The following is a 26,885-nucleotide window of genomic DNA, read 5'->3' as shown; positions in this document are numbered from 1 at the left end:
ATCCCCGTCCCCAGTGTTGGGGTAGAGTGAGAGAACACCGGGAATTAAATCGGCGGGACAATCCACGGAACGGATCCGGTAGGCGGGTCGCAGCAACAACTCCGACCCGCCGTCCGCCCGTGGACGGTAAGAGGAAGCCGGGCCGCGCCCTTGCATGGGGTCGCGGGGTACAATGTCGTTGCGGTAAAGCCCCGCCCTCAAGGAGTGACCGACCGCCGCAAGGCGGGAGGGTGCGAGTAGGGCGGGGTAGTTTACTCGCGACTCTCGCTCCGTCGCCGACTCGAGGATACAACGCCTACGCGAGCCGTTCGCCCGCCAGCGGCGCCCCGACCGCCAGGCCGCCCGCGACGACGGCCCCGAGGAACGTAAGCGCGAGCGGCGGCTCGGTCGCGGTGAGCCCGCCGAAGAGGGCGGCCCCGGCACCGAGGACGAGAAATCCGGCGACGACCTCCCGCCGGGTCGTCGGATGTGCCGGGGTGGTGTCGGCGACGGCCCGCCAGACGACCCACGCGCCGAGCGCGCCGCCGCTCGCGGCGACGCTGTCGAAGGTGAGGGTGACGACTACCCCTATTGCCCCGACGGCGGCCGCGACGAAGAGGGCCCGTCCGGGAGCGGTGCCGTCGTCGGACAGCCGGTAGAGCGCCCCGAGGACGACCACCCCGAGTGCCATCCCGGCAACGACGTCGGCGAGGTAGTGGACGCCTAGGACGAGCCGCGAGAGCGAGACCAGGAGGATCACGCCCGCGGCGACCACCGCCCGTTTCCGTCGCGTTCCCCACGGGAGGACGAGCGCCAGCCCGCCCCAGACCATGGTGGTTCCGAGGGCGTGTCCGCTCGGGAATCCGGGACTGTCGGCCGTCGTGATGCTCTCGACGACGGCGGCGAGTACCGACGGCAGCCCCACCAGCTCGGGCGGAGTCCCGGCACCCGGCGGCCGCGGGAGCTGGAAGATCGCCTTGAGGGCCCCGACGAGGGCGACGTACGTGAGCCCCAGCGCCAGGACGAACAGCCCCTTGCGGCGGTCGATCCCCCGCCAGGGGAGCGTGTCGCCGGCGACGTAGAGGCTCCCGCCGACCAGGAAAAGAAACCAGACGTCGCCCAGTTGGGTGAGCAGCCCGAACAGTACGATCACGGGCCACTCCGCGGCGCCGTGGAGGGCCTCCGCGATCCCCACTCCCCGTTCGTGCCCCGCGAGACTTACGTTCACGTGTTCGACGAGGAACTAGGTTCTGATGAGGGCTGTGGTTGTCGTCCCTGCGGGATCGAGATGCACGCTCGGATGGTTTTCTGTTCACAGGTCAAGATCTATAGAACTCCCGTGGAACGGCCGGTTTCCACACGTATTTGGCTCATGCTACCACACTTCCTTCCATGCAGGTCGATCCGCTTGCTGGCGGCGAAACGGCGCCCGACTTCGAACTGCCCGGCGTGACCGGCGAGGGGTTCGCGACGCTCGATTTCGAGACGTACGCGCTCGAGGAGTTCGATGCGCCCGCGCTGGTCGTCGTCTTCACCTGCAACCACTGTCCGACGGCCAAAGCCTATCAGGATCGTCTGAAAGCGATTCAGGCCGACTACGACGACGCCGACCTCGTGGCGATCAACTCGAACAACGCGATCGAGGAACACGCCGGCGGAAACGAGTTCTACCCGACCGACTCGTTCGAACACATGAACGCGCGGGCCGCCATCGAGGAGTTCGATTTCCCGTACCTCCGCGACGAGTCCCAGGAGGTCGCCAGGGCCTACGGCGCGCAGTGTACCCCCCACGCGTTCGTCTTCGACGGAGACCGCGAGCTGGTCTATCAGGGCGCGATCGACGACGACAGGGAGGGCGAGGACGTGACCGAGCAGTACGTCCGGGACGCGGTCGATGCCGTCCTCGCCGGCGAGGAGTATCCCACGGAGACCGTCTCTCCGATGGGCTGTTCGACGAAGTGGAAGGTCCAGTGACGGCCGTCCAGCTACGCCGGCCCGTGGATTCTTCGTGACCGTCCGTGAAGAGAGTGCTCACAGACCGGGAGACGGCGGCAACTCCGGCCGAGAGCCCTTCTCGAGCGCCGTCGACCTCGCCGATACGGTCCGGCGGCGAGGCGAGCAATCCAGCGGATCGACGGACCTCAACTCGTCGTGCCGGTCGACGTCGAGTCGTCGATCGACGGCGGTCGCGTGGACTGGCGGATCCACTCGTTGGTCTCGAACGATGCCTCGAGAGTCTCCCGAACCCAGGTGTCGGTCGTGTCGTCCGCGGCCCCCAGGACGACCCGCCTCGGCGAGATCTCGACCACCCAGTATACCGAATCGGACGCGCTCGAGTAGAGTCCGTCCCCGACGGCGACGTCGTCGACCGTCGTGACGATGCGAGAGTCGGCCCCGGTAGCGGCCATACCCCTCCTATGGGGTGGGATCTCATAAATCCCGCCGTGATTTTCGTCGGATGCTGTAGGAGTCAGCGACGGTCGAGCTGCCATACGGGCCCACTCGAGCGGGTCGATAACACTCCGTTACCGCTGCCCGTCGCCGACGAGGTTCGACAACGCCGCCCGGCCGAACCGGACGACCAGCGCCGCCCCGAGGAGGTCGAAGACCAGATCCCCGAGCGTGTCGCGCCACCCGTAGGTGACGAGCATGGGTTCGACCCCGATCCGGTCGCCCAGCGCGTGGACCAGGTACTCGAGGAGTTCCCAGACGACGCCGAAGCCGAGGGTCACGCCCGCGATGAACGCGGGCCGGGAGCACTCCGTGTACCTGCCGTCGGCGTCGGACCGATAGAGGACATCGGCGGCGCCGGCGACGACGCCGCCCGAGAGCGTGTGTGCGACGTCGTCCCACCACCACACGTGGTCGTACGGGCCGAGCATCCCGAGCGTGTGGACCAGTCCCGAAAGCGAGAGCCAGCCCCGTTGCCACGGCCGAAACCGGACGTCGGTCCAGCGTTCGACGTGACCGGGAAGCGAGGCAAAAGCAAGCGAGAGGAGGGCGTTGACGACCACGCTCGGGTCGCGACGGCGGATCCCCGCCGCGAGCCCGGCGACGATTCCGGCCTGCAGGAGACGATTCACGACCCGCCACCGATCGGCGTCGGTCGACCGGCGAGCGCGCTCCGGGGGCGATGCCATCACGGACTATCGGGGTGCCGGCGCCATATCCGTTTGGGGAGCGTCGATCCGGGCCCGAACGTGACGAGCGGGCGCCCCGTCGGTTCGTGACCGTGTCCGAGGCCCGTGCGACGCGTTTCGAGTGGAAACCAACGGACTGAGGCGTGTTCGCCGGTTCAGCAGTCGTTCGAGGAACGCGACGTCCCAACCTTTCGGGTTTCCGGAGGCGACTCGGCAGTCGGCCCCGCCCCCTCAGGAACGCCACGAAGTCGACGCCGAGACGAGAAATACGGGCCTCGAGAGCGGGGCTACCTCCGGAACCAGCTCGAGATCCCGGCGAAGCCCGAGCCGTCCGTCCGGGCCGGACCGATGCTCTCGACGGCTTCGACGGTAATTTCGGCGCTGGCCATCTCCTGGAGCGTCGAGATAGAGTAGGCGTAGGTGGCGGGTTCGAGGTCGTCCTCGAGGGTGTGGGTGAGTGAGACGGTCGTGGAGTCGCCGCCGGTCAGCGTCACCTCCTGCATGGCGTCGGTGGCGACGAGTCGGCGGAGTTCCTCCTCGGAGTAGCGCTCTCGAGCGTCGACTTCGCCGTCCCAGAAGAGATAGATCGTCTGGGTGGCCTCCTGATCGCCCGTGTTGGTGATGGTGGCGTCGGCGGTGAACGACTCGCCCGCGTCGACGGTGTCGGGGCCATCGATCGAACTCACCTCGAAGTAGGCGGGATCGGGCTCGCCGCCTTCCTCGATGGTAATGGTGGCCGTCGCAATCTCGTCGGCGGAGACGCCGTGTTGGAGGTCGCCAGTCTCCTCGTCGGCGGGGATCTCGTAGCTGAACTCCACCGTGGTGGTTTCGCCGCCATCCAGCGTGACCGTTTTCGACTGCTCTGGCTCGTAGTCCAGAACCTGGGTGCCGAAGTCCGTGCCCGGCGGGAAGTAAAACACCGTACGAGTGTCCTCCTGGTCACCCGTGTTGGTGACGTCGGCGCTAACGTCGATCGTCTCGCCCTGTTCGGCCGATCCCGGTGCCTCGAGGTTCGAGACCTCGAAGTAGGTCCCCAGGGTGAGGTTCTGGCTGGTGGTTTCGTCGGGGGCGACCTCGACGAAGGTGATGTCCGAATCGGGGTAGTCCTCGTGGAGCGCGCGCAACGCTTTCGTGCCGGGCGTGACCCCCTCGATCGTGTAGTTGCCGTCGGCGTCCGTGGTCGCCGAGAAGGCCTCCTGGTCGGCGTCGACGACCTCGGCGCCCTCGATGGGGACGCCCGCGGCGTTGGTGACCTGGCCCTCGATCGAGCCCGGGCTGCGGTCGATCTGGAAATCGACGCCCTCGACGGTTTCACCCGCAGTGACGGTGACGATCTCCTCGGGCTGGTAGCCCGGCGGGGTTTCGGCGACCGTAACGACATAGGTCCCCGCGGGAACGTCGAGAGCGTACTGGCCCTCGGCGTCCGTCGTGGCCTCGTAGGCGTCGCCGTCGCCGTTCTCGCCGACGACCGTGACGCCCTCGACCGGCTCGCCGTCGTCGCTTGCGGTCACCTGCCCCGTGATCGAGCCCGGCGCGGGCTCTAAGGCCGCGTCGTAAGTCACGGCCCCGTCCTCGGGCACCTCGATCGTCTCGGACACCTCCGCGTAGTCCTCCGCCGTCACCGTGATCTCGTGCTCCCCGGCAGGGACGTTCTCGATGGCGTACTCGCCGTCAGCGTCCGTGGTCGCGGCGTGGTCGCCGGGGTCGGCGTGGATTTCGATGGTCGCCCCCTCGATGGGATCGCCGCTCCCGGCAACGGTCACGGTTCCCTCGACGGTGCCGCCATCGATCTCGACGGTCACCGGTGCGGTCGCCTGCTCGTCCTCGCTCGTGACGATGTGGGCCGCGTCGCCGATGGTCGCGTCCTCGGGGACGGTGTCCGTGAACGTGAGCGCCTCGCTCTCGCCGGGCTCGAGCTCGACGACCTTCGAACTCTCCACCGTCGCCGTATCGGTCGTGACGTTACCGGTGGTGGCGTACTCGACTGCGTTCGTGAGCAGGCGGTTGCCCGCGTCGGTGAAGTCCGACTCGTTGGTAAAGTAGTCGCGCGCGACGGCAGTGCACAACACCTCGCCGTCGTCACCGACCGCGACCGACGGGCCGCCGAAGTCGCCGCCGAAGTCGGCGTCGGCCAGGAGCGTGCCGCTGTAGTCGTTGAACCAACTCCCCCAGGTCGTCGAGCCGGTGTAGACTTCGACGGTGTCGCCTTCCTCGCCGACGCCGGCGAAGACGGCGTGGTCGGCCGTGATATCGATCGTCACCGGGTCGCCCGTCGTCCCGATGCCCTCCGAGCCGCGGGTGGCCGGGTCCTCACGGACGTTGTGGAGACGGTAGATCCCGTCGGCGTACGCCTCGGCGCTCGCTCCCTGATAGGAGTCGAGGTAAACGGCGTTCTGGTCGTCCCCGAGCGCGTCGAGGAAGTCCGACGCCAGCCCGTCGCCGCCGAAGCGCTGGATGACGAACGTGTCGTAGTCGCCCATCGCGTCGAGCAGGTCGTCGGCGACGACGAGGTCGACCGCGTAGGCCTCGTTATCGAGGCGCTCGTCGAGGACGCCGACGATACCTTCGCCCTGTGAGGTGTCGGCCGAGACGTCGACGACCGCGACGTCGCCGCCTGCAGCACCGAGATCGTAGACGATTTCCTGTTCGTCGGGCGCATCGCCGGTGTTCTCGACGGTCGCATCCACGTCGTAGGTCTCGCCGATGGTCACTGTCTCCGGAGCGTCCGTGATCTCGACGTCGAAGAACGGCTCCAACACCGTGATCTCCGCCCACTGGGCGTCGTCGTCGGTCGAGACGCCGTGGTCGTACGTCCCCTCGCTCGTTCCACTGGTGTCGATGTCCTCGAAGGTGACCGTCTGGGAACCACCGGGTTCAAGCGAGACTTCCGTCGAGCGGCGCACCTCCTCGTCGAAGAGATACTCGACGGTCTGAGTGTCGTCGGCGTTACCCGTGTTGGTGATGTCGGCACTCACCTCGATTTCGTCACCCTGGTCGACCTCGCCGGGTGCGTCGAGGTTCGAGACCTCGAAGTACGACGAGACGAGCGTGAGTTCTCCCGTCTCACTGTCGTCCTCGGCGTAGAGGCCGTAATAGTACTCGCCGGGTTCGAACCCGCTCGTATCGACCGTGAGCGTAACCGTGGTCTCGGCAGGATGACCGACGGGATCGGAGACGCCGGGGGCGGCGAGATCGACGAACGTGGTCGTGACGGGCTCGCCCGAGCCGAGGTCGTCCTCGGTCTCGGCCATGTGGACGGCGAGTTCCTCGATCGCGCCCTCCTCGCCCGTGTTCTCGAGATCGGCCGAGAGTTCGATCTCGGTGCCCTGGTCGGCCTCGTCGGGCCCCTCCAGGTTCGAGACGTCGATCGCGCCCAGATCGAGATTGCCCTGGACCTTGTATTGCAACAGGTTCAGATCCGTGGTATCGACCTCGCCGTCACGGTTCAGGTCTCCGAGATCCTCGTTGAAATTCTCGGGATCCATCCCGTAGATGTACTGCTGGGTGAGTTGGACGTCCTGGACGTTGACCGAGTCGTCCTGGTTGACGTCGCCAAGATCGTACTCGTAGACGGCGGCGCCGACTTCGTCGACCGCGGCGTAGGCGTCGACGATGCCGTACCCATACCGGACGTCCTGTTCGTCGCCCGGCTCCGACCAGTCGTCGGGTTTCCAGGCGGTCCCCTCGAGCACCGACCGGCTGTCCACAGCGGTGAGGTCCTCGTTGGCCGAGAGCATCAAGGCGAGGACGCCCGCGACGTGGGGGGCGGCCATCGAGGTCCCGCTGAGATTCTGGTAGGTGCCGCCGGGTTCGGCGCTCAGCACCTCGTTGCCGGGGGCGGAGACGTCGGGTTTGATCCACTCGTCGGGCCAGTCGGGATCGGGTTCCTCCCAGTTGTCGGCGGCGATCGTATCGCCGCTCGAGAACTCCGTGATGTCGCCGTTCTCGTCCGACGCACCGATCGCGAACGAATCGTAAATATTGGCGGGCGAGCCCACACAGCCCTCGCCGGAGTTGCCCGAGGAGGTGACGGCGAGGACGTCCATCGCGAGGGCGTTCTGGATGACGGGAATCCAGGCGTCCTCGTAGACGGGACCGAACAATCCACAGCCCGCGCCGAAGCTCATGCTGATGACGTCGGCGCCCATCTCCTCGAGGACGTACTCGAAGCCGGCGATCGGGTCCGAATCCGCCCCCGAGCCGCCCGGAAGGACGAGGCCGTGCATGAGGTCACAGCCGGGGGCGACACCATATTGGGGCGTATCGCCGTCGGGGGCGCTGGCGCCGACGGTGCCGCCGACGTGCGTGCCGTGGTAGTGGGAATCGTAGGGTTCCGAACCCTCGATGGGCTCGCCGTCGGGACCGATCTCGACCCACCCACCAGGGTAGGTCGGGTCATCGGAATCGTCCGAGTAGAGTTCGAGGTCGGGATGAGAAACGTCGAACCCCGTGTCGAGGACGGCGACCTTGACGCCCTCGCCCTGGGTGCTGAAGTCGTCCCAGACGTCGGGGGCGTTGATCTGCTCGAGACCATACGTGGTGCCGTCGGCCTCTGGAGCCGTGTCGGCCGACTCGGGTTCGGGGACGCGATACTCGGGGACGAGATACACTGCTCTGACGCCCTCGAGCGATTGGAGCTGGTCGGCGGTGACCGCGTCGGCGTCGACCTCGGCGCGGATGACGTTGGTGATCCAGTAGCTCCTGACGAGGTCGACGTTGTCGAACTCGGCGAGGGTCGTGCGGGCGGGCTCCTGGCTCGCCTCGGCGTGCTCGCGGAGCAGGCGGATGCGCTCGGCGCGATCGCCGGACAGGCTCTCGTCGTACTGGTCGAACACGATGTAGACCTGCTGGGTTCCCTCGGCCTCGTCGAAGCGGGCGGCGGCCGCCGCCCGCACCTCCTCGATGGCACCGCCGCCGAACGCAGAGGCCGCCCCGATCCCTGCAGCACCCTGCAGGATCGTGCGCCGCGAGACGTCCTCCGATCGCTTCTCCTGACTCTCCGTTTCGTCCGTGTTATCTGAAGGCACGACTCTCGATGCTAATTACAAATAAATAAAACTAACGGCTATTTGATTTGGTAATGTTTACGGACAACGCCCATACTTGTCTATTAATGGGGTGATGTGTACTAACCACCGCCGAACTGTGCTGTCTGCTGTCGATAGGGGGTATTAGTGCGGATTTAGCGCATGTGGAGACTGCGCTCCCTGTGGATACCTCGGGATCTGCAAAGCGCGTTCGCCGGACTCCGTCTGGCGGGCTGCCAGACCCAGTCTGACAACGTCGTGGAAGCAGGAAGCCCTACCCTCAAGGAGCGAACGGTGTCAGCCGTGAACGAGTAGTGTATCACCGGTGAATAAACAATCAGCTGAATTGGGGGTACGAGATAAAACCATTTAATTTATAGCTCCGTATCGGTCCGAAATTGGGGATCCTTTCTCGACCGAGAGTAAACACTCGATACAAGATGACCTAATAGAAGCGCTCCAAATATCTACCTAATCAATAGAAATCGTACAGGTAGTGAAAGCGGTTTAAAGGGTCTAAAAGGCTAATTTGAGAACTCACATGGATAGAAATCAATTAGTAATGTCATATACTACTTTTATGATAGAGTAGGATACCGTCCTCCTGAATAGGGGATTTGACCACTGGCTTTCTCTTTTTTAGATCGACAAACATATTCTATCTTTCTATTACTGTATATGGGTAAAAACGGTCCGAAGCGGTTCGATGCTGCTCGAACGCTTTTAACCGCGTACGTGGTCCCGACCCTTGCTCGTCGTGTCCCGCTTGTCGAGCTCAACGAAATTCGGCTCACTATCGATCCGTATTGGATGACGGTCGTGCTCTCTCAAGCGTCGACAGATGCATAGAACCGGACGACGGCTGCCGGTTTCACTCCTCAGTTCGGGCTTGACAAAGCAGTAACGATAGGTATTACAAGTATATGGTTGTAATCCAAGAGCGTATTGATCTCTCGCCACATTCGAGACGAGTACGTCGTTCGGTTCGATCGTCCGAACTTGAGCGTGTGAGGGTATCCTGACGATGATTTCGTTCTGCCCACTACCCGAACCTATTCTTCTGATTCGCCGAGCAGTTCCGTCAGCCGTTCGGCCCGATCGGCCGCTTCGTCACGTTCACATCGAATCACCGTCACTAACCGTTCGGCCATGGAGCGAAAGTCCGCATCCGGATTTCCCTCTAACTCGACGAAGAAGTCCTCGTTCATCTCCTCACAGGCGGATTTCCATTCCGATCTGATCCGGTCTGCACCGCGGAGTGCGCCGGCGATGCTCCCAGCAAGGGTCCCAACGGCGTCGCTATCCCGTCCGTAGTTCACTCCCTCGACGATTACCCGATTGACGTCACCTTCACAGAGAGACAGAATGGCGAGCGCGACGGGAACGATCTCGAGGGTGCTCGCGCTGTACACCTCCCCGTTAGCGTACTTTTGTCGATCCCACTGGACTGCCGGCCACCGCCAGTCGAGAAACTGATCGTAGAACAGATCGACGAGTTCGTCGACCGTCTCCGCTTGCTCGACGTATCCCATTGCGATATCGATCGCGCGCGCCGTCACTCCCGTCGACTGTTCTATCATGGTTGCAACGACCGATTCGATCGTCGCGTCCGGAGTGATCGCTTCGGCGACGCCGGCGGCGATCGTGGCGGTCGCGTGTCGATAGTGATTGTCCTGGAGCATCGATGCGATGGTGAAACCGTCCTGATACGCCTGTCCGGGATCTCCCGCGTTGACGATGCCGACGGGAGTGATCGCGGACGTGATCTTGTTGTCGGGGACCGATCCCCGTCCTGCCATCCACGGATCGATGCCCGCACTCAACTTCTTGAGGACGATCTCCTCGTTGATCCACACTCGATCCGGATTGAGCCGGTCACGGAGTACATCGGCGAACTCGGTCGGCGTCACGCGGCCGTCGTTTTCGACGATCGCGAGACAGAGGTACTGACGCATCGCAGTGTCGCTGGTGACTGTTCCGGGATCCGTTTTCGAGTACGGCATGTAGTACTGCTTGAACTCCTCGAGGGTCCCGTACTCCGCCTGGATTCGCTGTCGGGTCCACCCTTCGACCGGTGCGCCGAGTGCATCCCCGATCGCGCCTCCGATGAGACATCCGTATACCCTGTTTTCGAGTTCGGTGGTCATGCCCGTAGATCACACTGTATTCGGATAGACGTTCGGGTCAAGGCATTCGATCACTCTCAGCGGGATTACAGCCGTCTATGATATAGAACAATAGGCGCCGGTCACTCCCGGTCGCCGGAATCCGGAACCGCGTTGCTCGCGATCTGTGCGGTTTGTTTCACCAGTCTCGGCAACTCGTCGGAGAACCGCTGTGCTTTCGGGTGTTTGTACGGGTCGTTGATCTCGTCGTGATGGTTGCTGATCCCGATGGCTCCGAGGACCTCGTCGGTCGATTCGTCGAGGATCGGTGCGGCGATGCTGCTAATCCCTTCGGTGTGCTCTTCGGAACTGTAGGCGACTCCGAGCTCCCGAACCATCGAGAGCCGTTTATCGAGTTTTTCTCTGGTCCTGAGCGTTCGTTCGGTTTCGGCCGGTAATCCCTGTGATTCGACGATCATGTCGACGGTTTCGGTCGATGTATACGCCAAGATCGCCTGCCCGTAGGCGGTACTATGGATGGTCGTCTCTCTCCCGGGGTCCGCGGGGAACTCGGACAGATCGCGATTGGTGGCCCGATACAACCACACCAGCTTGTTTCGCTCCTTGACTGCGACACATGCATCCGCATCCGCTTCCCTGGCCAGGTTGTCGGCGGATTCTTCGACGACGCCGCTGAGGCCGTGTTGTTGCCTCGCGATATCGCCGAGACCGGTCATCCGCAATCCAAGCCGAAGTCCGTCGTCGTCCTGGATCACATACCGGTTCCGTTTGAGGGTCTTCAGATGGTAGTGGACCGTGCTCCGGGAGTGCTCGACCGCGGACGCGATCTCGGTGACCGTCGGACGATCCCGATTCGCGATGGTTTCTATGATGTCGAACGCTGTCTGTGTCGACTTGATCGATTTCTTTGTCGTGTCCTGTTTTCCCATACCATGTCATTGGTGATCATCCATGTTAGTAGTTTCCGTTCTACGATGGTGACGTCCCCGCTGGACCGTCAGGTTCGTCCCCGGCCTTCCCCGGTAACGGGTGGACGGAAGTGAGGATGACGGCTTGGTTTCCGGGCCGAGGCGCTCCTGAATGAGGGGCCTGGTGGGTGGTCGCCGTTTACTGTCTCTGTGATTGCAGCGAAGTAGTCATCGACGCTCGCTTTTCCGATTTTCGTGCGAGAATCGATGAACGGACCGTCCGTGATCGATGAATCGTCTGCTCGCAAGCCGAGCCGTCAGTTCAGCCGATACTCCTCGACGACCTCGTCGTCGAGTTCGAGACCCAGTCCGGGCTCGTCTGGCGGTTCGATGGTGCCGCCGCCCTGTACGTAGATGTCCGTCTGGTTGGCGACGTAGGGGCTGGCGATGTACTCCCCGGGATCGTCGATCTCGTCGGAGTACACCCCGAACTCGATGAGCGAACACGCCGGACTCGCAGCGGCGACGTGAAGACTGGCCGAGTAGTTGATGGCGGGGCCGAACGCGTGGGGAACGAGTTTCTTGTCGTACGGTTCGATCATCGTCGCGACGCGGTCGGCAGCGGTGATTCCCCCGACGAAGTCGAGCGCGGGCTGATAGATCTCGAGGGCGTTGGCCTCGAGAAGGTCAACGGCGGGATAGTGTGCGAGGTTGTTCTGATAGGCCGAGATCGGAACCGAGAGGTCACGGTTCAACTGGGCCATTCCCTGGACGTTCGTGTGCGAGACCGGCTCCTCGAACCACTCGAGGCCGTGTTCGCTGGCGACCTCGCCGACCCGCATCGCGTCCTGAACCGTGTAGGTCGTGTTCGAATCGATTGCGAGGCCGAGGCCATCGGGCAAGTTCTCTGCAACGGTGGTGATCTTCTCGGTGTCGTTGTCGATCCCGTGGCCGGCCACGATCTTCATCGTCGGGAACCCCTTGTCGGCGAGCCACCCTGCGTCCTCGATCAGCTGTTCGGCCGGCTTCGAGAGCGGAAACGTCGCGTAGGCTTTGAGTTCGCCGACCCTCCCCCCGAGGAGTTCGTAGACCGGTTTCCCGCTCGCTTTCCCCTTGATGTCCCACAGCGCCTCGTCGATGGCGCTCAGGGCCCGAAACGATCCCTCGCGTTTCACGTGGACGTACAGCTCGTGCCAGCGTGCTACGACGTCACGGGGGTCTTTCCCTTCGAGTTCGTGCCCTAGGGCTTCCATCCCCTTCGCTGCTGTCAGAGCCTTGTGACCCGACGGATCGTCGAGGTACGTCTCGCCTAATCCGACGACCCCCTCGTCGGTGTGGACTTTTGCGACGACCGGCGTCACCGTCGCATCGAACGCGTTTTTGCCGCCTGGCAACGAAACCGTTCCGATCGCACTCTCTAAGACGACAGGCTCCACTTGTTCTATCTGCATATGGCCGATCTTGCCAAGGCGCTATATAATCATTTTCAATTCGGAAAATGTCTCCTCATGAAACTAAGTTGTCTTTTCTCCCCCATTCACTGAGACGAGTACGCCTGATCAGCCAACTTAACAAAAATTGTATATTTTGAAGAGAGTCGTGTATAGCTAACCGAGGTGTTGTGTCGCCATCCATCGCATGAGGCCGTGTTCGGCCGTGATTCGCTCGAGGTCTGTCCGTCGAGCGTCGCCCCGCTCAATCCAGATATTCCTGGCATTCAGTAGTGGTCTTCGTCATCGCTGGGACGAATTATTGAGACATTGCCAGTACTTAATGAGGGCTGCTGCATGCCCCTCATCATCGCTTGCGCGACGCGTCGTCGCTTTGTACGCTTCGTGAACGATACTATTCAGTGGTAATGCCGTGTCGTGTTCGGTTGCAACTTGGTGAGCGTATCCGATGTCTTTGTGCCAGATGGCCAGTCCACCGAGCCCTTCGATGTCCTGGCTGAAGTCGCCGGTGAAGTAGTTCTCCCAGACTCCCATCTCCAGGAACTCGTTGAGGGGGCTTGGATCGACGTCGTTGTCCCGACAGAATTCGACGATTTCCGCGTCGATCGCGTGATGGCCGGCGTACCGCATCTGGAGCGCGAGCTTGAAGATCGTCCCATCGCCAGTATTGCCGATCCGCGCGTGATCGGCACAGATGACGTCGAGGACGTCTTCGGCGGAGGCGTAGCTCGCTTCGGTCCCGCCGACCATCATGTGGTATCCCTCACGCGGGGACCCGCCAGTGATCGGTGCCTCGATAAAGTGGGCTCCGCGCTCGTCACACATCTCCTCGCACGCAATAGACGTCTCCGGAAGCGTCGTCGTGACATCGATGACAAGGTGGCGCTCCTCAAGCGCGTCGACCAAGCCGTCCGGTCCTGACATCGTCGCCTCGACCTCTGGTGTTCCTGGGACAGCCATGATAATGATATCCGCCGTTCGGCCGACCTCGGCGGGGCTGGCTGCTTCTGTTGCTCCCTTCTCAGTTGCCGCTGCCACTTGCTCTTCGTTGATATCGAAGACGGTTACGGTCCGATCCGCGTCGATCAGTTCATCCAGGAAGAGCTTGCCGATGTAGCCGACACCGATGAGTCCAACGTCTTGCATGGATCAGTCGAAGAGTCGACAACCGATCGGCATAAATGTTTGCGGCATATTTCACGAAAGGCTCGAATATGGAAACAAAAAGTTAATATATCCATCATTAGACGGATAATTCTGGAGGCCGGCCAGCAGGACGTATTTTGCTCCAAGGACACGTCGACAGAGCGAAGTGTCCTCTCAGTGTTTTCGCATCCTGGTGATTTCTCCAATCGACAGCGAACCCTTTCTCGAACTACCGTTGGTAGTGAACCAGGAATGCTATTGAGAAACACTGTCGACTGATCTCGTATATGCCGTTAGGTTCTGCGATTCTTTGCTGTTCTTCTCTCTCTTCCTCAAAATCGTCTCCGGAGTACTAAGGCGATCGTTCCAGAAGCTCGTCAAGAGGTAGTCATTGGTGAAACCGAAATTAACGCCACCGAGCGCTACGTCTGGGTTGTAGCCGATGGCACTCGATGTACTTGCTATCGGGGCCACCCTTAACAATTCTACCCTCTGAAAATTTTAGTTGCAATAGGATTTTAACTGACATCTAATTCCTGCCCCAAACAATTATGATGTAGGGGGTGAATTGGGGCGCATGGCTGACTATCAGCCACCACTGACGGAGGAGGAACGAGAAGAAATCATCGATATATACGAGGACGTCCGCGTCACTGACGTCACTGATGGGTTGGACTTCTATGGGTTCGGATACGAACTCAACAAGATGTCTCCCGAGATCAGTCCTCTCTATCGAGACATGGAGGCGTTTGATCACCGGGCTATCGGCTTCGCACATACTGTACGCTTCCTTCCGACGAACCGCCGTCGGAACCTGCCTGACGAACTCGGATACGAGACTGGCAGTGAGTGGCGAGATGAGTGGTACAGCGAGCGGAGCGGTGGACCAACGGATATCACAGATCACGATGTCATCGTGCTCGAATCGCACAACCTCCCATGTGGGATAATCGGGTCGGCAAATGCACTGGGATGGATTGCGGATGGTGCCGTTGGTGTAGTCACTAACGGCGGGCCCCGTGATACCGACGAGATGATCAAGGAAAACATCCCAACCTACTCGAAGACGATCAACAAACCCATCATTCCTGGCCGGACGGAATATGACGACTCACAGATCCCTGTTAACGTAGGGGGATGTCTCGTCCGACCGGAGGACGTAATTGTTGCTGACGGAGATGGCGTCGTCGTGGTTCCCATCGAATTTGCTAAACGAGTCGGTGAGGCGGCCCGGACGGAGCAACAGGACGACCAAGAGGCTAGACGGAAGTACTACGAAAAGGCAGGTCTTGAGCCCGATTTCACGTTAGAATAATTCTGACTGGAGATTGACCTCGAATTTTGGAGGTAGCCATCTACATATCCCCTCTTCATACTGGGATTTCCCCCTCTATTTCGATTGAACGACCGAGGATGAACGGGGCAATATTGCACTGAGGTATATATTTATACAGGGGCCATTGAATATGAACGCTATGACAGACCAGATACAGCTGGGAGTGGTCGGAGCGGCAGGTAGGGGAATGGGATATCAAATTCCTGCTACTGAGGATGAGCGTGTAAAGGTAGAAGCGGTTTGTGATATCGTTCAGGAAGGTGCCGAGCGAGCTCAGGAAGCGTTCGACGCTGAGGAGGCCTACACCGATTTCCACACCATGATCTGGGAGGCTTCGCTCGATACAGTATTAATCGCAACCCCAGTTGAGCACCATGTTGCTCAATCGGTTGCCGCATTGAAACGCGACCTCAATGTCCTTTGTGAGGTTCCTGCAGGTCGAACCATCAATGAGTGCAGGGACCTCGTAGAAGCAGTTAATCAGTCCTCAGGGATGTTTATGCTCGCCGAAAACGATGTCTTCCGGCGAGAATGGATGCTCGTTGCTGAACTCGTCTCTGATGGTTGCTTCGGCGACGTGTATTATGCTCGCAGCGAACGCGTTACCAACGGGAAAGATCACATCGAAGAAGCACTTTGGCGTCGGACGTGGCGGGTTGAGCGCAACGGTGTCACGTACCCGACACACAACCTTGGGCCGGTCGGACGATGGTTTCTAGACGATCGGATTGAGCGGGTCGCATGTGCGGGAAGCGGCCATCACCACATCGACCCCCGGGGCGATCCATATGACCAGGAAGACACTGTCGTCATGCTGGGGAAAACAGAGAACGACTGTCTTATCGTCCACCGGCAAGATATTCTCTCCGAACGTCCGGCTGCTGGCTATCGGTTCGAATTGCAGGGAACGAAGGGCTGTTTCGAATCCGCTGCTCATTCAGACGATACTCACCGGATCAGTTTCGCTGACCGGAATGAAAACGGACGTAACTGGGAATCGCTGGAAGAGTATGCCGATGAGTATCTTCCGGAGTGTTGGCAGAACATTCCGGATATTGCCCGAGACACGGGACGCAATGGGGGAGATTACCTAGTCTTCGAGACGTTTATAGACGCGCTCGTTTCCGGCTCGGATCCGGCAATCGACATCCACGAAGGATTGGATATGACCCTGCCAGGACTCGTTAGCCAACAGTCGATTGACAGCGATGGCGAGTGGATCCATGTCCCCGACTCCCGTGAGTGGTAGTCCAGTGGAGCGGAATTCTACATATTGAAACTCTCTTCTGACCAGTGACGTACCGTCGTATCGTTAGTTGCTCCCAGCCTCGTTCGGTCGGCATTAGTCGGGACCGCGTCGATGAGACAACTACTGGGTCCAGCTGGAAGGAACCATGGATAGAGAGAGACATAATTTTATCTGTCCCCATCACTACCCAATCCCATGCGACTCGGCTGTAACTGGCTCTCTATCGAGAGCGAGGAAGATTTGGAAAAAGCGTTACCCGTCATCGACGAGTTCAGTTTGGGAGCTATCGACGCTCCAGAGGCGATAGGGGATTGGTCAATCGAGCAGTGCGAAACTTTCGGTGAAACCATTCGTGACTATGGACTCACGATCGGCGAGTACGGCTACTGGGAGAACCTGTTGACGAGGGATGATGCGGAACGGAGACAACAGATTCAGACGATCCAAAGCCTCCTCAAGCGAGCGGACGCGATGGGCGTCGACTGTGTCGTCACGTTAGCTGGCTCATTTGGTGGCTCGTGGGCCGGTGCTCCCCACCCGGACAACTGGAGCGACGAGGCTCGTAGGATGGTCGTCGAGAACTGTCGCCAGATCCTCAATGGCGTATCGCTAGACCATACGACATACGCCCTTGAGCCATGGTACAACACATTCGTCCACCAGCCGCGAGCGGTGCGTGAGGTTATCGATGAGGTCAACCACGACGACTTCGGCATCCACATGGACGCGATGAACATGCATTCGGTCCAGGACGTCTATCAGAGTACGCAGTTGATAGACGAGGCATTCGACTTGCTAGGCGAAGACGTAGCGGCTGCCCACATCAAGGACATCCACTGGAACACTGAACACGGGATCCTTTGCCTTGAAGAGGTTCTCCCAGGCGACGGGACCATGGACTATAACCGATACGCCCAGCGCCTTGACGAACTTGATGATGACGTCGCCGTCTTTACCGAACATTGGACTACTGACGAGGAATTCGTCGAAACGATGCGGCGCTTCAGAGACGTCGCGGAACGAAATGACATTGAACTGGTCACCCGCTAACTCTGAGACCATCACTCATGGGCCAATGCTGTCTTGGAAGTGAACGGAAGGATGCGAAGCAGCGAACCGGATAGAGACTCATGATGGGGATTCGGATCTCACGAAAAGATCTACGCTCTTGTGGCGGAGATTGTTGGCGACTCATAGTGCTGTTTCGAGGATGGTTTTGAGCGCGTCTTCTCCCGGTTTTCGGAAGACTTGACGACGGGGCTGGAACGTTCGGAGATACGGCGTGAGCTTATCCTTGGAAACGCCTCGATGGGGCGAGAGCCAGGATCGCGCCAGCGATCCGTGGCTCTCGCAGGTATTGACGTGAACGTCTCCATTGGCGTATTCACCGTCGCCGTGGACGACGAATTCGCGGTCGAACGCGTCGTCTTCGTCAAGTGGTTCGTAGGCTCGAAAGCCGTCGGTGTAGACGGTGAGCGACTCCTCTGTGCGGTCAGCAAGCAGGAGTCGAATCGTCGATTCGTCCGCGGCTTTCGCTTGAAGCACGTAGCGGTTGCCGGTACCGCGATCAGCCAAAATGAAGACGGGTGGCTTGTCCTGCTCGTAGGTGCCACGTCCGCACGTGGACAGGCCACGCGAGCGCGACGGTCGGTCGCGCTCGCGGCCTTTGAGTCCGGCTTTCACGTAGAGTTCGTCGATCTCAACTGGACCTTCGAGTTGTGGTCGAGGCGCGTCCAGCGCTTCCTGCGGGCGCTGGACGCGCCGGTACACCGTCTTGTAGGAGACATCGATTTCGACGTCTAACTGCCGAAGACTGGTGTTGAAGCGGATGTAGGTGGAGACGGCGAGAAACCACTTTCTGAGTTCGACCGCCGAGTGTTCAAAGACGGTGCCGGTCTGATCGTTGAACGTGCGGTCGCAATTCTTACAGCGGTATCGCTGGAACACCCGATAGCTGCCGTACCGAATCACGGATTCGCCACGGCAGCGTGGGCAATAGACGCCGTCACGCCAGCGAATCTGCTGGCACAGATTCGCGGCACGACGCTCCGAGACGAACGTCTTCAATGGGAACATGCTTCGTCGGGTGGCGCGGACGCGTCACCCTTGCCCGCTACGACTTCCAGCTACTGCTGCAACCTGACCAACAATCCTCTATCCAAGAGCGAAGATCTATGAGTTTGAGACAGCAGCCTGCAGATCCGAACAATTTGACGGGTTAGAGTATCAGTTGATTCCATTAGTGACTGTGAAGATGCTCTTTCTCTAAGTCACTGTTTTATAATGGTTTATTATGGATACATCAAAGTATATATCACTCTGTGTTTATATGATTGACTTAGTATCGGCCCTGCACAGGATTAGGACTGCAGCAAATGAGGTCGATCACAAACTTTAATACAGTATGGTACGGTTGCCCTTCACATGGTACAAGAGGATGACGAGAAGAACGGACAGCTGTCCCGACGAAAATTACTATTGGCAACAACGGTGGGGTCGACAGGACTCATAGCCGGATGCATTGGTGGTGGCGGGAACGGGAACGGAAATGGCAATGGCAATGGTGGAAACGGGAACGGGAATGGCAACGGGAACGGAAATGGCAACGGCAACGGTGGAAACGGGAACGGAAATGGCAATGGTGGAAACGGGAACGGGAATGGAAACGGGAACGGTGAAGCCGAAAATTTACTTCGAGAGGGCGCGGACGGCAGCACGCATCCACTTCTCACCCCACCACCGGAAGGAGAGCCAATAGATGATACCCTCACCACGACGGGTATTGGTGGCTCCCCTACGAGGTATCAGTTCAACCCGTGGGCAGTCGGCCAAGGTGAACAAGCGTGGCACCTAAACCGGCTGGTAATGTGGGAGCAGTTTGCCAACTGGGATGAAGCAGGACAGCGTTTCATAAATTTACTCGCCGATGAGTGGGAATGGGATGGAGACGCGGGGAGCGGAGACCTAGTCATCCACCTTCCAGATGAACGAACATGGAGCAACGGTGACGACCTGACCGTAGAGGATGTACAGGTACAGTTTGAAATCGAACGACATCTGGGCCCGGGAGGGCTGGGACCGACTGATATTTGGGAATTTGTTGATGAGATAGTTGCCGATGACGATAAAACGGCTCGATTCGTACTGAGCGAAGAATACAATCCGTTCATTGTAGAAGTTGCAATTCTGACAAGATCCACTGTCGCTCCCAGAGCATTGTACGGGGACTTTGCCGATCAATTGCGTGATGCATCAGAAGACGAAGTAGAAAGCATCAATGAAGAGATAATAAACTTCTCCGTTGGGCCAGCGTCCGACAATCAAGAGGTCGTGACCCATACTGTATGGGAATTTTCCGAGGCAACAAGCCAGCGGCTGACCATGCAACTTCGAGAGGAGGGGCACGAACTTCTTGACCAGTACAACTTCTCTACCTTGGAATATGTTCCAATGGAACAAAACCCGTCAATGCAAGCGCTTCTGTCGGACGAACTCGACCTCATCATGCGATGGAGCACCGGTGATGACCAGTTCTTCAACAACGTCCCTGATCATACCGATGTCTGGCATTTTCAGGAGGGGCGTGGTGAGGGTGTACTCTTCAACTTCGGCGATGACTCACCGTTTGGTCGAGGCAACCGAAACGTGAGGCAGGCCATCGCTCATGTTATTGATCCGGCGCCGGTGACGGAAAATTCCGGTTCTTATCGGATTCCTATCACGGACGATGAGTACGCAGGTGGCCATATCACGACCGGGCTCTCTCCGAATGAATTCCAGGAAATACGGGATGTAGCCGAGGAGAGCTTCATCAACTACAACAGTGAGGAACGAGCCACCGAACTCCTTGAAGAAGCCGGGTTCTCTAAGGAAGACGGCGTCTGGATGGATCCCGACGGTTCGCCGTTCGAACCTGTTGGGATTACAGAAGCACCCCACCCTGATTGGGTCGCCGTCGGCGAAACAATAACGCGACAGTTGCAGGATTTCGGTATCCAGGCCGAGCAACAGCCGCTAGAGTCGACCCAGTATTCAAACCGTTTTGATAGTGGGGACTTCGAGATGGTATATGGTGCTGAAACTGCTCGTGAAGGCAGATACCCAGGAGCATACTTCGATTATGAACTGAACTGGCGGACTCATGGGACGCCGGTCGGCGGCGGTGAACCAACCGCAACGTTGTATCCCGCAAACGATCCCGTTGAGATTCCGCCAGTCGGAGAACCCGATGCCGACCCCTCCGAAGAAGTGGTGCCGAACGAACTGCTCAATGAACTCTTGCACGCTACAGATGATGAGGTAATCAGAGACCTAACAATACAGCTCGCATGGCTACAGAATTACGACCTGCAGATGATAGACCTCATGGACGCCTCCCAGCACGCGGCCATCACGAGAGACGATTGGCGGTGGCCACCGGTTGAATACATGTGGGGTGACCAGCGATCGGCCCAAAATATCATCTACCATAGCGTCAGGGGTGGCGAGGTACAAGCAAAAACTCAAAATTAGATAATAAAACTACCACTACTAACAAGATGAAATGGATATATAAGAGGGTCTTGCAGGCGATATTTACGATTTACGCAACGATCACTCTAACGTTTGCCATGATCCGCCTGATCCCGGGCGGTCCAATGGATTATTTACGTGCCCAGATACGCCAGCAAGGTGGAACTCCAGGAGAGATGGATCAACTGTTACAGGCGTACGCGAATATGAATCCATCAGATCCATTGTGGAAGGAGTACGTTAGCTACATGGTCTCCATCCATCAGGGGGACTTCGGACAATCGTTGTTTTATTCTGCATCCGTTACCGAGATATTGGCAGATGCAGCTCCTTGGACGATATTCCTCATGACCATCTCTATTTTATTAATATACATATTTGGGGTTGCGCTCGGTGCGGTTATGGCATATTACGAGTCGGGATTATTTGATAACATGTCGTCAATCGTTTCTATCGTGAGCAATTCGGTTCCCTACTACGTAATCGCTCTCATTTTCCTCTTCTACTTTGGATTCGATCTTGGTTGGTTCCCCACAGTTGGACGTGCTAATGATGCCGTAGAACCAGGACTGACGTTTGCGTTTTTTGCTGGCGTATTGAACCATGTGTTCCTCCCCGCAATCTCGCTGGTGCTCACGAGCTTTGGGGGTATCGCACTCGCCATGCGTGGCAACAGCATTCGAGTATTGGGTGAAGATTATATTCGAGTGGCTCACTTGCGCGGGCTCGGTGATCAACGTATTGCTACCCGGTATGTGGGACGGAATTCAGTGCTCCCCCTCTATACGAACTTTCTCATTTCAATCGGTTACCTATTCGGAGGATCCGTTGTTCTTGAAACTATTTTCAGATACCAAGGGCTCGGTTACTATCTATTTGAAGCTATCAGTGCTCGTGACTACCCGTTGATGATGGGCGGATTTATTATCATTACTGTGGCCGTTGTAATAGCGATGCTCATTGGAGACCTCACGTACGGAAAGCTTGATCCACGGGCTGAACAGGGTGATAGCCATGAGTCGTACTGAGGGGACCGATACGTCTCCGTTCGAAACCATCTCCGATGTCGAAACGTCCAAATCGGCCCGGTATCGGGAATTTCTATGGGACCATGTCGTTGTTCCTCTACGTATCTTTTTGAAGGACTGGCGGGGAGTCGTTGGAACCGTGATTGTCGGAACATATGTGTTAATGGGGACGGTTGGTCTACTTATTTTCAAAAAACCGTCTCCGAACGAAGGTAGCCCGAACGCTCCTCCGTTCGAAACAATGGCACTCCCGCTTGGGACGGATGCACTTGGTCAAGGCATCTTCCGATCATTGATTTACGCCACTCCGACTATGCTTCTGATGATACTATCTGGGGGAGTATTTGCTATCGCCGTAGCGTCGATGGTTGGAATCACTGCTGGTTATAAAGGTGGGCGGTTGGATAGTCTTCTGATGGGGGTGAGCGACATGATGATCGCCCTTCCAGGACTTCCACTCGTTATGGTAGTCACCACAATCTTCGCTCCTAGAAGCGCAATTCTGGTTGGTATCCTATTGGCTATTAATCAATGGGCTGGTCTTGCTCGGACTTTGCGGTCACAGGTACTTACTCTTAGAGAGGAATCATATGTTGAGGCAGCTCGAGTGATGGGTGCTCCTACATATCGGATTATCATTGACGACATCATCCCGGAATTGATGCCATATATATTGATAAGCTTCGTTAACGCAGCGAGGGCAGTGATATTCGGATCTGTAGCACTGTATTTCCTTGGTGTGCTCCCCTTTAGCAACTTTAACTGGGGAGTGATGATGAACATAGCAAACGATCAAGGCAACGCATTAGTCGTTCCAGCTTACCGACACACGATCCTATTCCCGATGTTAGCTATCGTCGGACTCTCGATGGGACTTGTCCTAATCGCTCAGGCCGCAGATCGTCTCTTCAATGTTCGGCTTCGCACACGACACGAGACAGAGAAATAGCAAGTCAGCTCAATAATTCCAACAACTATAAAAGATTAATTATCTCTGGTCTTCACAGGTTTTCATCTCATCAAGAGCGTTTATGATAGTGGAGGTGCTACTTCTACTGAAATGGTTGTACTGGCTGTGATCAGGATCAAAACCATCTGCGAGCTAGATTACTTGCTTCATTCTGCCGTAAAAATTCATCTCGTGCTTCTCGTCTTGTCCGCATTTCCCATCCTCGTGGGTGAACTCAAACCCGATGGGGCAATCGTACTATCTCTCTCTATAGTCATAAACATGCTTCTGTTGTCTATCGCCCTTGCTCTCCTGCTGTACTGTCGATGGCAATTGAGGCCCAATGGGTATGAGGAGTCGTCCGCCGATTGATTTTCCAGTAGATCCGGGTCAGGCTTTTCTCTGCCAACTCATTATTTCTCACCGCTATTTTGGATTGGCTGGGTTGAACCTTGTTACTTGCTTTCAATCACTGGGCAGGTGAACCGCCTCGGGGTCACGCCCCGAGGCACTCGGCCTGCTCCGCCTGTAGATTATTATTTTGTCCCCCGTTAACGCGTACCGAAGATATATATGGAATTAGCCCCAGTTAGGATGATATGGTCCGTTACAGAGAGGGGTTCATCAGGATTAGCGGGAATGACATGGTGACGGGCAGAGGTGAACATTTGTGACAAACACACGGAAACACGACGTCTTTGAACCATCATCCGATGATCCAGTACTTGAAGTGTCCGACGCGAGCGTATCCTTCGATATGGATCGCGGCGAATCAAAAGTACTAGACAGTGTTGACATCGATATTCACCGGGGCGAAATCATCGGAATTGTTGGTGAATCCGGCTCAGGAAAATCGATGTTCGCGTCCGCGCTGCTTGATGCAGTCGTCAATCCAGGGGTTACAACGGGTGACATCACCTATTATCCCGAACCAGACAGACCTATTGAAATCCTCAACTTATCTGATGAAGAACTAAAGAAGTTCCGCTGGGAGGAGATCGCGATGGTCTTCCAAGGAGCGCTCGCATCGTTCAACCCGACTATGAGGCTCGGTGATCATTTCCGAGAAACCTTAGATGCGCACGATTCGGACATCAACGAAGGAATGGAGCGGGCGCGTCAGCTCATCTCGGAACTCTATCTTGATCCCGACCGGGTATTTCGTTCGTATCCCCACGAGCTTTCAGGGGGGATGAAACAGCGGGCACTAATTGCGCTCAGTCTTATTCTTGAGCCCGAAGTACTGGTGATGGACGAGCCCACGGCTGCGCTTGATCTCCTGATGCAGCGCTCGATCATCTCGATGCTTGAGGATCTCCAAGGGAGATATGACCTAACCCTCGTGTTTATCACACACGACCTGCCGTTAGTTGCAGAACTAGCCGATCGACTAGGAGTTTTATATGCTTTCGAGTTTGTTGAGATCGGCGAGGCCAATGACATTATCTCTGGATCGAACCACCCGTACACGCGGGCACTTATCAATTCTACTCCGAACCTCGATACGCCGGTAGAAGCAATGCGACCGATTGAGGGTGAAAGTCCCGATCCAGTAAACGTTCCATCCGGCTGCTCTTACCATACTCGATGTCCACTCGCCGATGAACTTTGCGAGGCCAATGACCCCGATCTCTACGAAGTGGGTAATGAACATGAGGCTGCATGTCACTATTGGGAGGACGTCGCCCATGAAATCCCACTCAGCATTTCAGAATATAAATTATCTGAGGGAGGTGCTGACCGGACTAATGAACGACCGGCTATAGACTCTTCTCAAGCGGACGAGAATGTCGTACACCTCGAAGACGTCGAGGTACACTTCGAGAGTTCACACGGTCTCATCCGAAATCTGTTCAACGAACCCGATATCGTTCGTGCAGTCGACGGTATTGACCTCGAAATCGAAGAGAACGACGTCGTCGCACTGGTCGGCGAATCAGGCTGTGGAAAGACAACGCTTGGAAAGACCATAATCGGAGTACAGCGCCCGACAAATGGAACCGTAGCGTTTCGTGATCAGGACATTTGGGATGCCAAAGACGGAGTCAATAACGTTGAGATTCCGTGGGAAGAGATCCGTCGTGCGCTCCAAATCATTCATCAAGACCCAGGTAGTTCACTGAACCCTAATAAAACGGTTGAATCAACACTTTCGCGGCCATTAAAGATTTGGTACCCGGATTTGGGTACCGAAGACCGTGAGGCTCGCGTATACGGAATGCTTGAACGGGTCGGCATGGCGCCGCCCGACGATTACGCGAACCGATATCCTCACCAACTCTCGGGCGGAGAAAAACAGCGTGTTGCCTTGATCCGGGCACTGCTTATGAACCCTGAACTAATACTCGCAGACGAGGCAGTCTCAGCGCTGGATGTCTCTTTACGGGTCGATATGATGGATCTCATGCTTGATCTCCAGGACCAGTTCAACACATCCTACCTCTTTATTTCCCATAATCTTTCGAATGCGCGATATCTCGCACAGAAGACCGGAGGACGAATTGGGATTATGTATCTTGGAGAGATCGTCGAGATTGGACCGGCGGAGAAAGTGCTTGAGGACCCTCAACACCCCTACACACAGGTGCTGAAATGGGCCACCGCAGATCTCGATCCCGACGACCGAGTCGTCCGGCAGCCACCAATTCGGGAAATTGACATTCCTGATCCTGAAAACCCGCCTTCGGGCTGCCGATTCCACACCCGATGTCCAGAGGCCCGTGAAATCTGTACCGAGAGGAACCCAATGCTCCATGGAGACGGAGAAAATCGAGAACGGAAGACAGCTTGCTTTAGGGCTCATGGTACTGACCATCCATATTGGGAGAGTGAGTCGATTACCGGCGACGAGAGAGCTACTTCGATGAACGACGAAAACAAGGGAGTTGCAGACGATTAATCGCTGAATGTAGCGTTCCCCATAATAGCAGATAAATCCGATGAATAGGATCCGGCTCTCTATTCGAGATTGCTTATCAACCATGAAAATCTCATCTGATGTGGAAATTCCAACCTTCTCTCGTCCGTCCGCCCCAGTACTTGTCCGAACCGACGTCTCCAACGACGAAGAATCCCACTTGGACCCAGAGCCCCTTTCTCGAGGAGCCGATGCAGTATAACTGGGCGGTGATCGCTGGAGGGGTCATGACGGCGATCTCAACCGGTGTATTAATCATCTCCACAGTTCTCCTTCCTTCTGATGAAATTAAAACATTGATTTTAGAACATTTTGGGTGGTGGTGGTCCGGGGACCCGTTCGTACAACTTCGCTTTCTTGGCGGGCTCCCTGGCGGATTCGTCGCCGGATATCTGGCGAGGGACCACTGGGGGAGGGACGAATGGGGAGCCGCAATGAAATACGGAGTGTATGCCGTCCTCTTCGGTCTCGCTCTCCTCTTTGCTGCGTTCGTCCTCTACAATATAGTTCGATCCCTGCTTACAGCGGGCATGATTCTGCCACCTCTCTACCTTATCACTGTTGTACCTTTAGTTTACGCTATTCCTCTTGCTCCCGCGTATGTGGTTGAAGCACTCGTTGCAGCAATCATTGGCAATGGATGCAGTCGCTTGATACGTGACCCGGAAATGGAGTCCAGCAGTTGATGATACATAGAGAACGGCTCGTAGTCCTTCAACGTTAGGTAGCCGTATCCGGCCTCGGCATTGCTACATTCTCGATGGGTTCGTTGTGATCCGACTTCGATCCGTCAAAGGGTTCTCCAACCCTTGGCGTTTTCAGCCACTAATGAGACACGCTCGACGGACCGACCGTCCACACTGAAGTTTCAACTCTTGCAGAGGTAGTGTCGATCACATTCTCGATGAAAACCTCAACCGTTGCCGAGCTTGAAAAACGACTCAGAGGCTTCGGGATCGAGTGACGGCCCGTCATTCCCCTCGATGGGAGGTAGTTGGATAGCGTGATCAGAACTCACCGGCTAGTGATGTCTCTGATCCTGATCTGAGTTCTCCACCGAGGATAGACTGGAGCTGTTCAGGTGGATCGAGTCCTCGCCGTTTCCACGTGGCTATCA

18 protein-coding genes are annotated in these 26,885 nt (G+C 57.6%); 9 read left to right on the top strand and 9 right to left on the bottom strand.

Annotated elements, in window-relative coordinates:
* Nucleotides 1–295 precede the first annotated feature (295 nt).
* Entirely contained in the window at nucleotides 296–1,207 is a 912-nt protein-coding gene (locus tag LCF40_RS21175; RefSeq protein ID WP_224830132.1) for a phosphatase PAP2 family protein, read from the bottom strand.
* A gap of 164 nt (nucleotides 1,208–1,371) precedes the next feature.
* On the opposite strand from LCF40_RS21175, the gene LCF40_RS21170 reads away from it, so the two are divergent.
* Nucleotides 1,372–1,953, top strand: a complete 582-nt coding sequence (locus LCF40_RS21170; protein ID WP_224830131.1) for a thioredoxin family protein — start codon at nucleotides 1,372–1,374, stop codon at nucleotides 1,951–1,953.
* 167 nt (nucleotides 1,954–2,120) lie between these two features.
* On the opposite strand, the gene LCF40_RS21165 is transcribed toward LCF40_RS21170, so the two are convergent.
* The 7 genes from LCF40_RS21165 to LCF40_RS21135 all read right to left on the bottom strand — a co-directional run bounded on the left by LCF40_RS21165 (nucleotide 2,121) and on the right by LCF40_RS21135 (nucleotide 13,777).
* Nucleotides 2,121–2,387 carry a hypothetical protein gene (locus tag LCF40_RS21165; RefSeq protein WP_224830130.1) on the bottom strand — a complete coding sequence of 89 codons (267 nt, stop codon included), beginning with the start codon at nucleotides 2,385–2,387 and terminating at the stop codon, nucleotides 2,121–2,123.
* Nucleotides 2,388–2,504: 117 nt separating this feature from the next.
* A complete protein-coding gene (locus LCF40_RS21160; protein WP_224830129.1) occupies nucleotides 2,505–3,119 on the bottom strand; it encodes a DUF2238 domain-containing protein in 615 nt (204 codons plus the stop codon).
* 287 nt (nucleotides 3,120–3,406) lie between these two features.
* Complete coding sequence (locus tag LCF40_RS21155; protein ID WP_224830128.1) at nucleotides 3,407–8,146, bottom strand: S8 family serine peptidase; 4,740 nt, start codon at nucleotides 8,144–8,146, stop codon at nucleotides 3,407–3,409.
* A 1,052-nt stretch (nucleotides 8,147–9,198) separates the two neighbouring features.
* On the bottom strand, nucleotides 9,199–10,293 hold the full coding sequence (locus tag LCF40_RS21150) for an ADP-ribosylglycohydrolase family protein (protein WP_224830127.1): 1,095 nt from the start codon (nucleotides 10,291–10,293) through the stop codon (nucleotides 9,199–9,201).
* A 101-nt stretch (nucleotides 10,294–10,394) separates the two neighbouring features.
* Nucleotides 10,395–11,201: an IclR family transcriptional regulator gene (locus LCF40_RS21145; protein ID WP_224830126.1), complete on the bottom strand. Its 807-nt coding sequence runs from the start codon at nucleotides 11,199–11,201 to the stop codon at nucleotides 10,395–10,397.
* 296 nt (nucleotides 11,202–11,497) lie between these two features.
* Complete coding sequence (locus LCF40_RS21140; RefSeq protein ID WP_224830125.1) at nucleotides 11,498–12,631, bottom strand: mandelate racemase/muconate lactonizing enzyme family protein; 1,134 nt, start codon at nucleotides 12,629–12,631, stop codon at nucleotides 11,498–11,500.
* Between the two features lie 282 nt (nucleotides 12,632–12,913).
* Nucleotides 12,914–13,777 (bottom strand): NAD(P)-dependent oxidoreductase, encoded by an 864-nt coding sequence (locus tag LCF40_RS21135; protein WP_224830124.1) that lies wholly within the window; start codon nucleotides 13,775–13,777, stop codon nucleotides 12,914–12,916.
* A gap of 577 nt (nucleotides 13,778–14,354) precedes the next feature.
* On the opposite strand from LCF40_RS21135, the gene LCF40_RS21130 reads away from it, so the two are divergent.
* The 3 genes from LCF40_RS21130 to LCF40_RS21120 all read left to right on the top strand — a co-directional run bounded on the left by LCF40_RS21130 (nucleotide 14,355) and on the right by LCF40_RS21120 (nucleotide 17,412).
* The gene (locus LCF40_RS21130) at nucleotides 14,355–15,092 is read left to right on the top strand and encodes an RraA family protein (RefSeq protein WP_224830123.1); all 738 of its coding nucleotides are present in this window, start codon (nucleotides 14,355–14,357) and stop codon (nucleotides 15,090–15,092) included.
* A 160-nt stretch (nucleotides 15,093–15,252) separates the two neighbouring features.
* Complete coding sequence (locus LCF40_RS21125; RefSeq protein WP_224830122.1) at nucleotides 15,253–16,362, top strand: Gfo/Idh/MocA family oxidoreductase; 1,110 nt, start codon at nucleotides 15,253–15,255, stop codon at nucleotides 16,360–16,362.
* Between the two features lie 195 nt (nucleotides 16,363–16,557).
* A complete protein-coding gene (locus LCF40_RS21120) occupies nucleotides 16,558–17,412 on the top strand; it encodes a sugar phosphate isomerase/epimerase family protein (protein WP_224830121.1) in 855 nt (284 codons plus the stop codon).
* 141 nt (nucleotides 17,413–17,553) lie between these two features.
* Here LCF40_RS21120 and LCF40_RS21115 read toward each other — a convergent pair whose 3' ends face one another.
* Nucleotides 17,554–18,438: an IS1595 family transposase gene (locus LCF40_RS21115; protein ID WP_224830120.1), complete on the bottom strand. Its 885-nt coding sequence runs from the start codon at nucleotides 18,436–18,438 to the stop codon at nucleotides 17,554–17,556.
* Between the two features lie 348 nt (nucleotides 18,439–18,786).
* Here LCF40_RS21115 and LCF40_RS21110 point away from each other — a divergent pair, with 348 nt between their 5' ends.
* From LCF40_RS21110 to LCF40_RS21090, 5 genes are all read left to right on the top strand, one after another.
* Nucleotides 18,787–20,874 carry an ABC transporter substrate-binding protein gene (locus LCF40_RS21110; protein ID WP_224830119.1) on the top strand — a complete coding sequence of 696 codons (2,088 nt, stop codon included), beginning with the start codon at nucleotides 18,787–18,789 and terminating at the stop codon, nucleotides 20,872–20,874.
* A gap of 98 nt (nucleotides 20,875–20,972) precedes the next feature.
* The gene (locus LCF40_RS21105; RefSeq protein ID WP_224830118.1) at nucleotides 20,973–21,902 is read left to right on the top strand and encodes an ABC transporter permease; all 930 of its coding nucleotides are present in this window, start codon (nucleotides 20,973–20,975) and stop codon (nucleotides 21,900–21,902) included.
* Complete coding sequence (locus tag LCF40_RS21100; protein WP_224830117.1) at nucleotides 21,889–22,851, top strand: ABC transporter permease; 963 nt, start codon at nucleotides 21,889–21,891, stop codon at nucleotides 22,849–22,851. Before LCF40_RS21105 ends, LCF40_RS21100 begins: the two co-directional genes overlap by 14 nt.
* A gap of 670 nt (nucleotides 22,852–23,521) precedes the next feature.
* Nucleotides 23,522–25,750, top strand: coding sequence for an ABC transporter ATP-binding protein (locus LCF40_RS21095; protein WP_224830116.1), 2,229 nt, complete (start codon nucleotides 23,522–23,524; stop codon nucleotides 25,748–25,750).
* A gap of 245 nt (nucleotides 25,751–25,995) precedes the next feature.
* Entirely contained in the window at nucleotides 25,996–26,454 is a 459-nt protein-coding gene (locus tag LCF40_RS21090; RefSeq protein WP_224830115.1) for a hypothetical protein, read from the top strand.
* Nucleotides 26,455–26,885: the final 431 nt, after the last annotated feature.

The organism is Saliphagus infecundisoli (assembly GCF_020177375.1).
GTDB classification, from domain to species: domain Archaea; phylum Halobacteriota; class Halobacteria; order Halobacteriales; family Natrialbaceae; genus Saliphagus; species Saliphagus infecundisoli.
This window is presented reverse-complemented; position numbering and strand designations above follow the sequence as displayed.

What these genes read in the sequence shown, in the direction of transcription:
- LCF40_RS21170 (WP_224830131.1), top strand. Translation starts at nt 1,372, where the DNA reads ATGCAGGTCGATCCGCTTGCTGGCGGCGAAACGGCGCCCGACTTCGAA.
- LCF40_RS21165 (WP_224830130.1), bottom strand. Translation starts at nt 2,387, where the DNA reads ATGGCCGCTACCGGGGCCGACTCTCGCATCGTCACGACGGTCGACGAC.
- LCF40_RS21160 (WP_224830129.1), bottom strand. Translation starts at nt 3,119, where the DNA reads ATGGCATCGCCCCCGGAGCGCGCTCGCCGGTCGACCGACGCCGATCGG.
- LCF40_RS21150 (WP_224830127.1), bottom strand. Translation starts at nt 10,293, where the DNA reads ATGACCACCGAACTCGAAAACAGGGTATACGGATGTCTCATCGGAGGC.
- LCF40_RS21145 (WP_224830126.1), bottom strand. Translation starts at nt 11,201, where the DNA reads ATGGGAAAACAGGACACGACAAAGAAATCGATCAAGTCGACACAGACA.
- LCF40_RS21140 (WP_224830125.1), bottom strand. Translation starts at nt 12,631, where the DNA reads ATGCAGATAGAACAAGTGGAGCCTGTCGTCTTAGAGAGTGCGATCGGA.
- LCF40_RS21135 (WP_224830124.1), bottom strand. Translation starts at nt 13,777, where the DNA reads ATGCAAGACGTTGGACTCATCGGTGTCGGCTACATCGGCAAGCTCTTC.
- LCF40_RS21130 (WP_224830123.1), top strand. Translation starts at nt 14,355, where the DNA reads ATGGCTGACTATCAGCCACCACTGACGGAGGAGGAACGAGAAGAAATC.
- LCF40_RS21125 (WP_224830122.1), top strand. Translation starts at nt 15,253, where the DNA reads ATGACAGACCAGATACAGCTGGGAGTGGTCGGAGCGGCAGGTAGGGGA.
- LCF40_RS21120 (WP_224830121.1), top strand. Translation starts at nt 16,558, where the DNA reads ATGCGACTCGGCTGTAACTGGCTCTCTATCGAGAGCGAGGAAGATTTG.
- LCF40_RS21115 (WP_224830120.1), bottom strand. Translation starts at nt 18,438, where the DNA reads ATGTTCCCATTGAAGACGTTCGTCTCGGAGCGTCGTGCCGCGAATCTG.
- LCF40_RS21110 (WP_224830119.1), top strand. Translation starts at nt 18,787, where the DNA reads ATGGTACAAGAGGATGACGAGAAGAACGGACAGCTGTCCCGACGAAAA.
- LCF40_RS21105 (WP_224830118.1), top strand. Translation starts at nt 20,973, where the DNA reads ATGATCCGCCTGATCCCGGGCGGTCCAATGGATTATTTACGTGCCCAG.
- LCF40_RS21100 (WP_224830117.1), top strand. Translation starts at nt 21,889, where the DNA reads ATGAGTCGTACTGAGGGGACCGATACGTCTCCGTTCGAAACCATCTCC.
- LCF40_RS21090 (WP_224830115.1), top strand. Translation starts at nt 25,996, where the DNA reads ATGACGGCGATCTCAACCGGTGTATTAATCATCTCCACAGTTCTCCTT.